Raw genomic sequence first — 14,096 nt, forward strand, 5'->3', positions numbered from 1 at the left:
TCCGCCCTGTCCGGGGATGCTTTCGGCCGGGAGTTCGTGAAATCCGTGAAGGCCTCCTTGAGGGACTCTGGGTCCCTCAAGGAGGCCTTCACGGATTAGCGGGACTGCACGTGCCCACGCGAGTGACGGCCACCTACCCGATGGCGAAGACCTCGACCGGATGCGGGATGCGAACGTGCCCCGCGGAAACCGTGCCGAGTCCGGCGACCGCGTCGAGCAGTTCCCCGCGACCGGTCCCGCCGCGCCACGGCTGGTGCCGGGCGAAGGTCAGGAATTCGAGCAACCGGTGCGCCGGCGCGGAAACCGGCACCGCGATCTCCGCGCCCACCGTGACGGACCGGAACTCGATGCCGAACCGCGCCAGTTCCGCCGCGAGCGTCTGCGCGAACAGCGGACGCGTGACGCCTTGCCGTGCGAGAGAGTCCGCGAAAGGACCGTTCAGCCGGTTCAGCGGGGTCACCGCCACGATCAGGACCCGGTGCCGGTTGCGGGCCTCCTTCAGCACGGCCATGCCGTCGTCCGCGTCGAGGTAGCACAGCGACTGGACGAAGAGGCCGTACTCGGTCGGGCTGACCCGGAGGTCGGCGACGTCGGCCATGCTCACCGTGAGCACGCGATGGCCCCGCACCTTCGGCAGCCCGGCGAGCTCCGTGCGCAGCCGTGCCACCGCTTCACCGTTCGTGTCGACGCCTTGGAACCACACCGTTCTCCGCGGCACCCGAGCGATCAGTTCCAGTTCGAACATGCCGAACCCGCAGCCGTACGACGTGAGTTCGAGATCGGCGTCCGCACCGATCAGTCTCGACGTCTCCTCGACCATCAGCCGCTGCTGATCGGTCAGGCTCCGGAAGGTGGCATTGCAGGTGTTGTAATCCCATTCGTCCATCGGCGCTCCCCGGTCCAGGCCCCCGAAACACCGAAGCCGTGGCGCGCGGGCGTCACGGCTTCGGTGGTCGAGCGGCGAATACTCAGATCCGCTTCTTCAAGGCACGTACCGAAAGCGCCCCGAACACGATCGCGATCACGGCCGCCCAGATGAGCGACCAGACCACCGCCGAGGTGACCCCGACGCCGCCGTTCATCAGGCCGCGGCACGCCTTGAGCAGGATCGCCACCGGGCTGACCTCCGCGAAGGCCTGGAGCCAGGAGGGCATCGACTCGACCGGCGCGAACACCCCGCTGACGAAGTTCAGCGGGAGGATCACCGCGAACGCGAACACCTGGACCTTCTCCGCCTGGTCGGCGGCGACACCCACCAGCGTGGGCACCCAGGAGAACGCGATCGCGAACACCAGCAGCAGCAGCCCGGCCGCCAGCACGCCGAGGAAACCCTTCTCCGGCCGGAAACCGAGCAGGAGACCGACGCCGACCACCAGCAGTACGGACCAGACCTGCTTGAACTGGTCGCCGATGATCCGCCCGGCCAGCGGCGCCCAGCGTGCGATGGGCAGCGAACGGAACCGGTCGAACACGCCCTGGGAAAGGTCGGTGTTGAGGCCGATGCCGACGTTGATGGTCGCGAACAGCATGCTCATCACCAGCATGCCCGGAATCATGAACTGCAGGTACGCGTGCCGGTCCCCGGAAATGGCGCCACCGAAGACGAACGTGAACAGCAAAGTGAAGATGATCGGCTGGAAACTGATGTCGGCCAGCTGTTTCGGCTCGTGCTTCACCGAAACGGTGCTTCGCCAGGCGAGGGTGAACATCTGCGAGACGCCCTGAAAGAACCCGACCCTGGCCGACAACTGCCGCGGCGGCAGCGTCGTGGTCACGGCGGTCATCGGATCTCCTCGGTCTCTTCAGCGGTCTCTTCGGTCGTCTCCTCGGCCGGACGCCCGGTCAGGCTCAGGAACACCTCGTCCAGGCTGGAGCTGCGCAGGGACAGCTCACCGATGACGATGCCCGCCTCCTCCAGCCGCCGGACCGCGCCGGGCAACGCCGCCGGGTCGGTGACCGGGACGCTGACGACCTGGCCCGAGATGTCCGGCGTCACGCCGGCGATCTCGCCGATCAGCCGGGCGACCTTCTCCAGGTCGGCGGGCTGGGCGCCGCGCACCGTCAGGCGCTGGGCGCCGGTGCTGGCCTTGAGTTCGTCCGGGGTGCCCTTGGCGATCACCTTGCCGTGGTCGACGACCACGATCTCGTCGGCGAGCGCGTCGGCCTCTTCGAGGTACTGGGTGGTCAGCAGGACCGTGACGCCGTCGGCGACCAGGCCGCGCACGACGTCCCACAGTTCGAGCCTGCTGCGCGGGTCGAGGCCGGTGGTGGGCTCGTCCAGGAACAGCAGGCGCGCGTTGCCGACCAGGCTGGCGGCCAGGTCGAGCCGGCGGCGCATACCGCCCGAGTAGCCCTTGGCGGCCCGTCCGCCCGCCTCGGTGAGGGAGAACCGCTCCAGGAGCTCATGCGCGCGGGCCTTGGCCGCCCGCCGTGAAAAGCCGAGCAGCCGCCCGATCAGCAGCAGGTTCTCCACGCCGGTCAGGCTTTCGTCGACCGAGGCGTACTGCCCGGTCAGTCCGATCAGCTGCCGCACCTGGTGGGCGTCTTTTTCGATGTCGTATCCGGCCACGGTGGCGTGGCCCTCGTCCGGGGTCACCAGCGTGGACAGGATCCGGACCGTGGTGGTCTTCCCGGCGCCGTTCGGCCCGAGGACCCCGAGCACGGTACCCGTGCGGACGGTCAAGTCGACCCCGTCGAGCGCGGTCGTCTCGCCGAACCGTTTCACCAGCCCTTCGGCGTGGATCGCGAATTCCGTCTCGATCCCCCGCGGCCCCGGGCCGGCCCTCGACGCGGTCGCGGGTTCGACGTTCTGCAACATGACGCACTACCTTCCTGTTCCTCACTACGGAGACACTCTCGTGCGGTTACATCATGCGACCGGGCGCGGCGCGGGAGGAGTGAATGGTTAATCTCTCGGGTATGAATTCTTCATTTTCGGGATGAATGTCCCATCATCGCAACAGCACACTGCACCGACAATACCCACGCGGGCCGCGGTCGCACTTCTCCATAATTGCGGCAAATAATCGTGGTCGGTTCCCGAATTCCGCTGCTAACCTGCGAATGTCCGCCTTTCGGCGAAAACGCGATTACCCAGCCAGGAAAGGACCGTCTCGGTCATGGTCGCCGTCATCACCGCAGCTCCGCGGGCCGGCACGGTCTTCGCCGGATTCGCCGCGTACGGCGCGTTGTGGGGTCCGTATCTTTCGATGCTGCCGGACGTCCGCCACGCCACCGGCGCCGGTGAGGCGCAACTCGGTGCCGCGTTGCTGATCGGCGCACTCGCGGCGATGCCCGCCATGTTCGCGATCGGCAAGCTGCTCGACCGGTTCGGTCGTCCGGTGGCCGTCGCGACTTTCGCCGGCTTCGCGCTCATCGCGCCGACCCCCGCTCTCGCCGGATCCGTTCCCGGCCTGTTCCTGACCCTGGGTTTGTTCGGCTTCGGATCCGGTGCCTGCAATGTCGTCGTGGTCGCGCTGGCGGCGTCCGCCGAAGCAGGCGACGGGCCCCGCGTGATGAACCGGGCGCACGCGTTGTTCAGCGTCGGCCTGTTGACGTGCAGCCTCGGCACCGGGGCGGCGCGGAGCGCGGGTGTCCCCGCGGAGGTGATCGCGCTGACGCTTTCGACGCTGGTCGTGCTCGGCGCGGTCGTGGCGAGGAACTCCGTGCCGGGGCGGCTGGTGCGGCAGGGCCGCGAACCCGGACAGCGGACGCGGCTCGGCCCGGCGGTCCTGTTGCTGTGCCTGCTCGCCGCGCTCGCCATGGTCGTGGAGAGCGGTGTGCAGCAGTGGAGCGCGGTGTTCCTGGCCGACGTCACCCGGGCACCGGTGGGGATCTCCGCCGCCGCGCCCGGCATCTTCGCCGCGGGCATGGCACTGGGCAGGCTCGGCGGGCATTGGCTGTCCGGCCGCGCCTCGGATCGCCGGGTGCTGCTCGCCTCCGGCGCGCTCTCCGGAGTGGGCGTGCTGCTGCTTTCCCTCGCCGACGCGCCGGTACACGGCCTGATCGGCACCGCCGTGGTGGGCGGCGCGATCTCGGTGTCGACACCCACCGTCTACGGCCTGATCGGGCGCGGGGCGGCGCCGGAGGACCGCGGCGCGGTGATCGGCTCGGCCGCGTCGCTGGCCAGCGTCGGCCTGCTGCTCGGCCCGGCCGTGGTCGGCCAGATCGCCGGACACACCGACCTGAGGGTCGCCATCGCGGCCTTGTCCGTGGCCTCGGTCGCGGTCTGCCTGCTCGCGCTGCGCGTGCCCGCCCGGAACGACTGATCGACAGGAGGAACCGGATGACCGGCGTAACAGGAGGTCGTGGAGGCTCGGATTTCGCCGAGGGACGGCATCGGCGGCTGCTCGTCGGGGACGACGTCCCGGCCGGGTGTCCTCTCGGTTCCCGCTCGCGCGACGGGCGGCGTGAATGGCTGGTGAGCAGCTATTCCGAAGCGCGCGAGTTCCTGCGCGACAAGCGGTTCAGCCGGGCCGTGCTGGCCGAGACGACCCATCCGCGTGGTCCGGCCACCCGGATGTCGGTGACCGATCTCGACCCGCCCCGGCACACCCGGATCCGGAAACTGATCGGCGGCGCGTTCTCCGCGCGCCGCGCGGAACAGCTGCGCGATCACGTGGAAACCGTCGCCACCGATCTGCTCGACCGGCTGATCGCGACGGGCCCCACGGCGGACCTGATCGCCGATTTCTGCGCTCCGCTGACCTTCGGCGCACAGGCCGAACTGCTGGGGGTGCCGCCGTCGCGGCGCGAGGCCGTCCGCAAACGCGCGAACGCACGGCTCGGCAAGCCCGGCTCCCCGCGATCCGCCGTCTATCAGGGTGAACTGCTGCTGCACGACGAGGTCGCCATGATGCTCGCCGACACCGAGGACCCGCCGTCCGGGCTGATGGCGGAACTCGTCGCGGCACACCGTTCGGGTGCTCTCGACGAAAGCGAGCTGACCGGTCTGGCGGCGTCGCTGTTCTTCGACGGGCACGCGCTGGCCGCCGCGCAGATCACCAACACGGTGCTGTGCGTGATCTCCCGTCCGGGAACGCTGGCCGAGCTGGACGCGAAGCCGGCGCTGCTGGACGCCACCGTCGAGGAAGCGCTGCGCTACAGCCCCGCGGTGAACTTCAGCATGACGCGGATCGCGACGGAAGACGTCACCCTCGCGGGCACCCGGATCGCACCGGGCGACCTGGTGACCGCGCTGCTCCCGGTGGTCAACCGCGACGAGGACGTCTTCGCCGAACCGGACCGGTTCGCGATGGACCGCAACGGCAGGCATCTGTCCTTCGGGCACGGCACGCACCACTGCATCGGCGCCCACCTCGCCCGGGTCGAGATCCAGTCGGCGTTGCGCGCGCTTTCCCGTCGCGCACCGGAACTCTCGCTCGCCGTGCCCGAATCGTCCCTGGACTGGACCGTCTCGCCGACGATGCGCGCATTGTCGGCGTTGCCGATTCGCTGGAATTCTTCGGTCGTGCCGGACTCTTTGGAGCGTCGCGATCGGCAGTGGGAGGATCGGCCCGCGGCCTGAACTCAGGCTTCCGGTCAACGAAGGAGTTTTCATGCGCGAAATCGCCGCGGGATTGTTCATGTCGCTGGACGGGGTGGCGGAACAGCCCGATCGCTGGATGGGTCAGTACTGGTCCGACGAGATGAGCGAAGGCATCGCCGAGAGCCTCGCCGCCTCGGACGCCATTCTGATGGGCAAGGACACCTACTTGGCTTTCGAGCAGTTGTGGAAGCCCCAGGGGGACAGCAACCCGATGGCGGCGTTCCTCAACGGCACGCACAAATACGTCGTTTCTTCGACGCTCGACGAAGCGACACTGACCTGGCCGGACACGAGCCTGATCACCGGCGACGTCGCGGGTGAGATCATCCGGCTGAAGGAAGCGCCCGGCAAGACGATCCGCGTGCCCGGCAGCCCGAAACTGGTGAGCTGGCTGCTCGCCGAAGACCTGCTGGACGAGCTGGCGCTCAACATCATGCCGCTGGTGGCCGGCGAGGGAGCACGGCTGTTCGACGGCATCGGCAAGGAAATCCCGCTGACCCTGACGAAGTCGGATTCGCTGAAGACCGGCGTCATCGGAGCCGTCTACAACCGGGCGGAGTGAAGCACGGAAAGCGCGGCTCGGCACCGACGTGAAAAATTCATTCTTCCGTCGTGAAGAAAACATACCCCGATCGCACGTGAACGGACTTCCGGGGAACCCCTCGGCACTGCGATACTGGCGAGCAGGCGCGATCGTTCACGCGCGACGGCGAGGAAAGGACCTTCTGTGACTGCCGCAGCCCGCAAGACCAAGCAACCGGCGGGTGAGGGAATCCGCGTCACCGGCGCTCACGAGAACAATCTGAAGGATGTCTCCCTCGAGCTCCCGAAGAACCAGATCACGGTTTTCGTCGGGGTGTCGGGTTCCGGGAAGTCTTCCGTCGTCTTCGACACGATCGCCGTCGAGGCGCAGCGTCAGCTGAACGCCACCTTCCCCTGGTTCATCCGCAACCAGCTGCCCAAACACGAACGACCGCAGGTCGACGGGATCGAGAACCTGACCACCCCGGTCGTCGTCGACCAGCGCCCGCTCGGCGGGAACGCCCGTTCGACGGTCGGCACGGTCGCCGACATCCATCCGCTGCTGCGGGTGCTGTTCTCGCGTCAGGGAAAGCCCAGCGCGGGCAACCCGTCGCTGTACTCCTTCAACGACCCCAACGGGATGTGCCCCGAGTGCGAGGGAATCGGGCGCGCGCTGCGCCCGGACCCCGAGCTGATGCTCGACATGACGAAGTCGCTCGACGAGGGCGCCATCCTGGTGCCGGGCTACCCGGTCGGCAGCCCCGGCTGGCAGTTCTACGCCAACCACGACGCCATCAACCCGGCCAAGAAGCTGAACAAGTACACCGCCAAGGAGATGGACACCCTGCTGCACGGCAAGGAGGGCAAGGTCCAGCTCACCTTCAAGAACGGCAAGACGCAGACGCTGACGTTCGAGGGCCTGGTCGCGAACTTCACCCGGCGCCACCTCAAGCGCGACACCGGGTCGATGAGCGAGAAGACCCGCGCCCAGGCGGAGAAGTTCATCACCGAAGGGCCCTGCCCGGCCTGCCGCGGCGGAAGGTTGAGCGAGACCGCGCTGGCGACCAAGCTGGCGGGCAAGAACATCGCGCAGTGGTGCGAACTGCAGATCACCGACCTGATCGAGCTGATCCGGTCCATCAAGGACAAGCAGACCAGCGCGATGGCACAAGGGGTGCTGGCCGCGCTCGAGCGCATCGAGGCGATCGGCCTCGGCTACCTTTCACTGGACCGTGCGACGACCTCGCTGTCCGGCGGCGAGGGGCAGCGGCTCAAACTGGTCAAGCATCTGGGCAGCGACCTGACCGGCCTGACGTACATCTTCGACGAGCCCAGCGTCGGCCTGCACCCCCGCGACGTCGGCAGGCTCAACGACCTGCTGCGGGCGTTGCGGGACAAGGGCAACACGATCCTGGTGGTCGAACACGACCCGGACGTCATCGAGATCGCCGACCACGTGGTCGAGATCGGGCCGCGGGCGGGTGTGCACGGCGGCGAGGTGGTCTTCCAGGGAACGTACCGGCAGTTGCGCGCCGGCAAGACGCTGACCGGGGCCGGGCTGGCACGCGCGGGTGCCGTCAAGACGGATCCACGGCGTGCCAAGGGAAAGTTGCCGATCAAGCGGGCTTCATTGCACAACCTGAAGAACGTCACGGTCGACATCCCGACCGGTGTGCTCACCGCGGTCACCGGTGTCGCGGGTTCGGGTAAGAGCTCGTTGATCTCCGGTGTCTTCCGCGAGGCGCATCCGGACGCGATCTTCGTGGACCAGGCGCCGATCGCGGCGTCCTCCCGGTCGACGCCGGCGACGTACCTCGGCCTGATGGACCCGGTGCGCAAGCTCTTCGCGAAGGCGAGCGGCGCGAACGCGGCGTTGTTCAGCTTCAACTCCCAGGGCGCCTGCGAGGAATGCCAGGGCCGCGGCGTGCTGATCACCGAGGTGTCCTATATGGACCCCATCACGACGCATTGCGAAAGCTGCGACGGGCGGCGGTTCAAAGACGAGGTGCTCGCGCACAAGCTGCGTGGCAAGTCGATCGCCGACGTGCTGGAGCTGTCGGCCGAGCAGGCGGCGGAGTACTTCACCGAGGCACCGGTGCTGGCGAAGGTGAACGCGCTGATCGAGACCGGGCTCGGATATCTCGGGCTGGGACAGGCGCTGAGCACGCTATCCGGTGGTGAACGCCAGCGCATCAAGCTGGCGGACCGGCTTTCCGGCGGCGGCAACGTCTACCTCCTCGACGAACCGACCACCGGCCTGCACATGACCGACATCGACATGCTGCTCGGCCTGCTCAACGGCATGGTCGACGCGGGTAACACGGTGGTGGTGATCGAGCACAACCTGGCGGTGATCGAGCAGGCCGACTGGATCATCGACCTCGGCCCCGGCGGCGGCAAGAACGGCGGCGAGATCGTCTTCACCGGCCCTCCCGAAAAGCTCCTGACCGCGGAGAGTTCGCTGACCGGCGAGTATCTCAGGCGCTACCAGCAGGCCTAGGCGTTGTCCTGCAAGTCCCGGCTCCTCGACTGAAGGGGACGTCCCACGCGGGGCGTCCCCTTCAGTGCGTTCGGGCTCGTTCGCCGCAGGATGCGAGACGCACGACACCGCCGGGATCCGCCATGCTGGGAGCCGATTCGGTGAGGAGGCTCGGATGGCGGTGCGGCTGGAGCTGACCGGCGGGCTGGAATGGCTGGATTCGCTTCCGGAAAGCGAACGCGCGACGGTTTTCACCGCGTTGTTCGCCCTCTGCGACGGCTCCGCGTTCCTGACCTACGGCGTTTTCCAGGTCGGCGGTGGTCCCGACCGGTTCCTGCTGACCGTGGCGCCCGAACTGGCGATCCGGATCCGCATCGCTTGGACGCGTTCGGAATTCGAACTGCTCGGGTTCACCAGGAAGGCCCTTCACTGGCCGCAGGAGCTGGACGCGCTGTGAGAGCCGATTCCGTTGCGGCATCCGGCTGCGGGCAACGACGTGCCCGGTGTCCCCCGATCGCCACACCGGAAAGTGCTGCTCGCCTGAGACGTGCACATGGTCCGCGGTGCGCTCGTCGCGCTGCTGAACCTGGAATCCGACATCGAGGTCGTCGCCCGAGTCGCTTCGGGTGACCAGATCCTCCCGGCCGTGAAGGCCGTCCAGCCCGACGTCGCGGTCATCGGCATCGGCCTGCCGGGCAAGGACGGGCTGACCGCCGCCACGGAGATCCGCGAATGCCCGCCCGGCTGCCACACGCTGATCCTCACCAGCCTCGGCCGCCCTCCGCCGGCGAGGAAAACGGGTCCCGCAGCGGTTACGCGGAGACCAAGTCGCACGCGGAGCAGCTGATCAGCACCGCGTACCAGCGTGGGCTGCCGTCGGCGACCTACCGGTTGCCCCGGATCGTCGGCGACTCGCGTACCGGACAAGGGAACACGCGGGACATCATGCTGCGTGTCCTGCGGATCATCCTCGAACTCGGCTGCGCGCCCGACACCGAGATCGAGGAACCGTGGATCGCGGTGGACGAAACGGCGGGCGCGCTCGCCAGGCTCGGCATGGCACAGCACCGGGACGGCGGCCGGTTCGTGCTGGCGAGCCGTCGGCCGATGCGGCTCACACACCTGGTCGAGCTCCTGCGGAGCACCGGCACGGAGATCGGCGTCCGGCCGGTGGCGGACTGGCTCGCGCTGCTCGAAGCCCACTCCCCCGAGGAACACGCCATCCTGCAGTCGCTCTTCGGCTCCGCCACTCCCACCGGACGGCCGAGCAGTGACTTCGCACCGATCGTCGTGCCGAGCCCCGACGACGGCGCCCTGCTCCGGTACGTCGACCGCATGCTCGTCCGGACCTCCGTAGAAGGCACAGAAGGGCTGTCGCGAAAATGACCAGTGAAATCCGGGTGGCCCGGTACCGCTCCATGAAACAGATCAGGGAATTCGAAGAGCGCTGCCTGGCCATGGCCATCGCCGGTGAGATCGACGGCGGCATCCACCCGTACATCGGGCAGGAAGCGGTGGCCGTGGGCATCTGCGCGAACCTGACCGACCGGGACTCCATCACCAGTACGCACCGGGGGCACGGTCACGTGCTGGCGAAGGGAGCGGATCCGCGCCGTCTGCTCGCCGAACTCCTCGGCACCCTCGAAGGCTTCAACAAGGGTCGCGGCGGGTCGATGCACGCCGCGGACATGAAGCTGGGCATCCTGGGCGCCAACGGCATCGTCGGTGCCGGCGGGGCGATCGCCTCCGGCGCCGCCTGGGCCGCCAAGGCGCGAGGGAACTCGGAGGTCGTCGTCAGCTTCTTCGGCGACGGGGCGATGAGCCAGGGTGTCCTCCTGGAGGCCTTCAACCTGGCCGCGATCTGGTCACTGCCGGTGCTCTTCGTCTGCGAGAACAACATGTACGCGACGAGCCTCAAACTCGAATCGGGGCTCGCGGGCGGTGCGGCACGGCGCGCGGAAGGCTTCGGGATGGTCGCGCGCACGGTCGACGGCATGGACGTCGAGGCGGTGGCGGAAGTCGCGGCGGAACTCGTCGAAGGGTGTCGCGCGGGCCGGGGCCCGGCGTTCCTGGAATGTCGGACGTACCGGTTCTTCGGGCATCACTCCGTGCTCGAACTCCTGGGCGTCGAGTTCCGCGATCCCGGCGAAGTGGCCCGGTGGCGCAAGCGGGATCCGCTTCTCCTGCTGGGAAACCGGCTGGGTGAAGACGTCGTCGCCGAGATCGACGCCGCTGTGAAGACCGAAATCGACGAGGCGGTCGAGTTCGCGAAGAACGCCCCGTCGCCCGATCCGAAGGACGCATTGATGTACCTGTACGCGGGAACGACCGCCGTCCGGCCTGGGGTGATCCTGTGAGCGAGCTGCCTTCTCCGTCGAATTTCGGCTACATGCACGCGATGAATCTCGCCCTGCACGCCGAGATGGCGGCCGACGAGGACGTGTTCCTGCTCGGCGAAGACGTCGGCGTCGGCGCGAGCGGGGTCACTTCGGGGCTGCTGCCCCGGTTCGGCCCGGAGCGAGTGCTGGACACGCCGTTGTCCGAGCAGGCCTTCACCAGTTTCGGGACCGGCGCGGCGATGGCGGGCAAGAAACCCGTGATCGAGTTCCAGATCTCTTCGCTGATCTACCTGGTCTTCGAGCAGATCGTGAACCAGGCCCACAAGTTTTCGCTGATGACCGGCGGGCAGGTGCGGATCCCCGTCACCTACCTCGTGTCCGGTTCGGGTTCGCGGTTCGGCTGGGCGGGTCAGCATTCGGACAACCCGTACAGCCTGCTCGCCCACGCCGGGATCAAGACGGTGGTCGCCGGCCTGCCCGCGGACGCCTACGGGCTGCTGCGGTCGGCGATCCAGGATCCCGACCCGGTCGCCGTGTTCGCCCCGTCGTCGTTGCTGGGGGCGACGGATGTGGTCTACGGGGGTGAGGAGGAGATCGTCCCGCTGGGCGAGGCGAACGTCGTCCGCGAGGGCGGCGACCTGACGGTGGTGGCGGTGGGCCAGCACGTCGGTACGGCGATCGAGGTCGCCGAGAGCCTCCACGGCCGGGCCGACATCGAGATCGTCGACCCGCGAACGGTCTACCCCTTCGATTGGGAGTGCCTGCGCAAATCGGTCGACAAGACCGGGCGGCTGGTCGTGATCGACGACTCGAACCGCATGTGCGGGCTCGGGGCGGAGATCGTCGCGACGGCGGCCGAGGAGTTCGACCTGGCGGCGCCGCCGAGGCGGGTGTGCCGCCCGGACGGCACCGTCATCCCGTACGCCCTCGCGCTCGACAAGGCCTTGGTGCCGGGACCCGGACAGTTGCTGGCCGCCATCAACGCGACGCTGAAATGAGGTGCCGATGAACGAGACCTCGGACCGCTACCGGCGGACGCAGGACGCCTTCGACGCCGTACTCGCGGCCGTGCCCGAGGACCGGTGGAACGCGACGTCGGCATGCGAACACTGGACGGTGCGTGACGTGACGGGTCACGTCATCTGGGGCTTGGAGGTGCTGCGGCAGCACGCGGACGGGCGGGAATTCTCGGTGGAGGACGGGCCCGCGGGTTCGGAGAAGCCCGGCGAGCTGGCCGGCGACGCCCCCCTCGCCGAATGGCGCGCGACCCGCTCCGCGACCGACGCCGTCCTCACCGACGAGATGCTTCTTCGGCCTGCTCCGGCTTGGTACGTGGCCAACCGTCCCGATGCGACGGTCACGGATTACCTGGCCTTGCTCACCTTCGACACCCTGGTCCACACCTGGGACATCGGCTCGGTGCTCGGCATGGACGTGCGCATGGAACCCGACCTCATCGCACCGTCGTTCTCGCTGGCCCGGTTGATCATCAGCCGCACGCCGGGCACCTTCGGCCCGCGGGTGAAACCACCCGCCGACGCCGACCCCCAGGCCCGGTTCCTGGCCTTCCTGGGCCGCACGGCCTGAGAGTTCCGCCCCCAAACACGCGAGTTCCGCCTTCAAACACGCGAGTTCCGCCTCCAAGCACGCGAGTTCCGCCTCCTTGAGGGATCCGGGGTCCCTCAAGGAGGCCTTCACGGACTCCTGTGTCGCTTATGCTCCCCGTGTGTACTCACCGATCCCCGTCCTGAACGAGCTGAAGGACCTCTACGACTCGGCCGGCGACTTCATCGCCGATGGCTTCGAACTCCACGACTACGACGACAAGGACCGTTTCCCCAAGGAGCTGGACGACCCGGAGTTCCTGTCGCGTTTGATTCCCTTCGCTCAGGCGAACGGGAGCGGCTCGACGTACGCGATCTGGCGATCCGGCGACGAGACGGACCTCGCCCTGTCACCCGTCGTGGTCTTCGGCGACGAGGGCGGGGAGCAGGTCGTCGCCCGCGACTTCCGGGATTTCCTGCGGCTGCTGGGCTACGACGGTGAGGTCATGGTCGACCACGATTCGGCCGACTACTTCCGCGAGGAAGACGACGACCACAGCGGCTCACACGACGAGCTCGTCGAGTGGCTCCAGGCGCGAGACCTGACGCCTGCCGAAGACCCGGATGCCATCGTGGCCGCCGCTCAAGAGGCTTACGGGGAGCGATTCCGGGCGTGGATCACGCCGTTCTACGAGCAGGTCGGCTGGGTCTGACCAGGTACTCGCCTGTCCGCGAAGGCCTCCTTGCCTGCTTTGAAGAGCCTGAAGGCCGTACTCGCGTGCTTGAAGGCGGAACTCTCGCACCGTTAGACCCCTCTCACTTTTCCTCTTGACGCTCACCGCCGTTTCGTTATAGCTTCTAACTATAGCGAGAGCTGCTAACGAAGCGGCTCGCGACCAAGAGGAGAAGGATCATGTTCGGCACCGCACGCCACCGGCTCGCCGCCCGCGCCGCCCTGCTCACCGTCCCGCTGACCCTCGCCGGCGTCCTCGGCGCCACGACGCCCGCCCAAGCCGCTCCCACTCCCGCTCCCACTCCCGGTCACGGTCACGGTCCCGGTCACGGTCACCAGCCGGCTTCCCTCACCTGCCAAGGCAAAGGCATCGACCGCGCCGCCAAGGTGCACTATCGGACCGAGACCTTCGTCAAGGCACCGCCGCGCACCGTCTGGAACCTGCAGACCGACGTGGAGGCCTGGCCGACGTGGCAGAACCCCGCCATCCCCGTCACCATGAAACGCTTGGACGACGGCCCGTTCCGCAAGTATTCCCGCTTCCAGTGGACCATCCCCGTCCCGCCCGGCATGCCGTACCCGCCCGGTGACGTGACCATCGTTTCCACCGTCCGCCAGCTCCAGCCCGGCAAGTGCATCCGCTGGACCGGGCCCCTCGACGGCCCGGGCGGCATGCACATCGACGGCGTCCACGTCTGGAACTTCGTCAAGGTCCCCGGCGGCGTCATCGTCCGCACCGAAGAGAGCCACACCGGCCCCCAGGTCGACAAGGACGTGCCCAATTCCACCGAGATGCTCGGACAGGGCCTCGAAATCTGGCTGAAGGACCTCAAGACGGCCGCCGAAAAGCGGTAGCGAAGACGGCATGCCGACCGCGGCCAAGGCATGTCCCCAGGGGTGGCACGGCGCCGCGCACCTTCCGAAGAGCTCC

At 68.1% G+C, this 14,096-nt stretch carries 14 protein-coding genes and 1 pseudogene; 12 read left to right on the top strand and 3 right to left on the bottom strand.

Going from position 1 to position 14,096, the window contains the following annotated elements:
* Positions 1–133: 133 nt before the first annotated feature.
* The 3 genes from P3102_RS30330 to P3102_RS30340 form a co-directional block, all read right to left on the bottom strand.
* The gene (locus P3102_RS30330; protein ID WP_276363787.1) at positions 134–886 is read right to left on the bottom strand and encodes a hypothetical protein; all 753 of its coding nucleotides are present in this window, start codon (positions 884–886) and stop codon (positions 134–136) included.
* 82 nt (positions 887–968) lie between these two features.
* Positions 969–1,784 carry an ABC transporter permease gene (locus P3102_RS30335; protein WP_276363789.1) on the bottom strand — a complete coding sequence of 272 codons (816 nt, stop codon included), beginning with the start codon at positions 1,782–1,784 and terminating at the stop codon, positions 969–971.
* Positions 1,781–2,818 (bottom strand): ATP-binding cassette domain-containing protein, encoded by a 1,038-nt coding sequence (locus P3102_RS30340; protein ID WP_276363791.1) that lies wholly within the window; start codon positions 2,816–2,818, stop codon positions 1,781–1,783. Before P3102_RS30340 ends, P3102_RS30335 begins: the two co-directional genes overlap by 4 nt.
* 301 nt (positions 2,819–3,119) lie before the next feature.
* On the opposite strand from P3102_RS30340, the gene P3102_RS30345 reads away from it, so the two are divergent.
* The 12 genes and pseudogenes from P3102_RS30345 (at position 3,120) to P3102_RS30400 (ending at position 14,020) form a co-directional block, all read left to right on the top strand.
* Positions 3,120–4,268: an MFS transporter gene (locus P3102_RS30345; RefSeq protein ID WP_276363792.1), complete on the top strand. Its 1,149-nt coding sequence runs from the start codon at positions 3,120–3,122 to the stop codon at positions 4,266–4,268.
* 17 nt (positions 4,269–4,285) lie between these two features.
* Entirely contained in the window at positions 4,286–5,527 is a 1,242-nt protein-coding gene (locus tag P3102_RS30350; protein ID WP_276363794.1) for a cytochrome P450, read from the top strand.
* 31 nt (positions 5,528–5,558) lie between these two features.
* The gene (locus P3102_RS30355; RefSeq protein ID WP_276363796.1) at positions 5,559–6,110 is read left to right on the top strand and encodes a dihydrofolate reductase family protein; all 552 of its coding nucleotides are present in this window, start codon (positions 5,559–5,561) and stop codon (positions 6,108–6,110) included.
* Positions 6,111–6,275: 165 nt separating this feature from the next.
* Positions 6,276–8,570 (top strand): excinuclease ABC subunit UvrA, encoded by a 2,295-nt coding sequence (locus tag P3102_RS30360; protein WP_276363797.1) that lies wholly within the window; start codon positions 6,276–6,278, stop codon positions 8,568–8,570.
* A gap of 154 nt (positions 8,571–8,724) precedes the next feature.
* The gene (locus P3102_RS30365) at positions 8,725–9,006 is read left to right on the top strand and encodes a DUF6235 family protein (protein WP_276363799.1); all 282 of its coding nucleotides are present in this window, start codon (positions 8,725–8,727) and stop codon (positions 9,004–9,006) included.
* Positions 9,007–9,102: 96 nt separating this feature from the next.
* Positions 9,103–9,330, top strand: a pseudogene (locus P3102_RS30370) (response regulator); the annotation flags it as partial.
* On the top strand, positions 9,282–9,935 hold the full coding sequence (locus P3102_RS30375; RefSeq protein ID WP_276363800.1) for an SDR family oxidoreductase: 654 nt from the start codon (positions 9,282–9,284) through the stop codon (positions 9,933–9,935). The pseudogene P3102_RS30370 and the gene P3102_RS30375, both read left to right, overlap by 49 nt.
* Positions 9,932–10,906: a thiamine pyrophosphate-dependent dehydrogenase E1 component subunit alpha gene (locus P3102_RS30380; protein WP_276363802.1), complete on the top strand. Its 975-nt coding sequence runs from the start codon at positions 9,932–9,934 to the stop codon at positions 10,904–10,906. The genes P3102_RS30375 and P3102_RS30380 overlap by 4 nt, the downstream gene beginning before the upstream one ends.
* A complete protein-coding gene (locus P3102_RS30385) occupies positions 10,903–11,886 on the top strand; it encodes a transketolase C-terminal domain-containing protein (RefSeq protein ID WP_276363804.1) in 984 nt (327 codons plus the stop codon). Before P3102_RS30380 ends, P3102_RS30385 begins: the two co-directional genes overlap by 4 nt.
* 7 nt (positions 11,887–11,893) lie before the next feature.
* Positions 11,894–12,475, top strand: coding sequence for a TIGR03086 family metal-binding protein (locus tag P3102_RS30390; RefSeq protein ID WP_276363805.1), 582 nt, complete (start codon positions 11,894–11,896; stop codon positions 12,473–12,475).
* Positions 12,476–12,614: 139 nt separating this feature from the next.
* A complete protein-coding gene (locus tag P3102_RS30395) occupies positions 12,615–13,145 on the top strand; it encodes a hypothetical protein (RefSeq protein WP_276363807.1) in 531 nt (176 codons plus the stop codon).
* Positions 13,146–13,345: 200 nt separating this feature from the next.
* Entirely contained in the window at positions 13,346–14,020 is a 675-nt protein-coding gene (locus tag P3102_RS30400) for an SRPBCC family protein (RefSeq protein WP_276363809.1), read from the top strand.
* Positions 14,021–14,096 lie beyond the last annotated feature (76 nt).

The organism is Amycolatopsis sp. QT-25, from assembly GCF_029369745.1.
In the GTDB taxonomy this organism is placed as follows: Bacteria; Actinomycetota; Actinomycetes; order Mycobacteriales; family Pseudonocardiaceae; genus Amycolatopsis.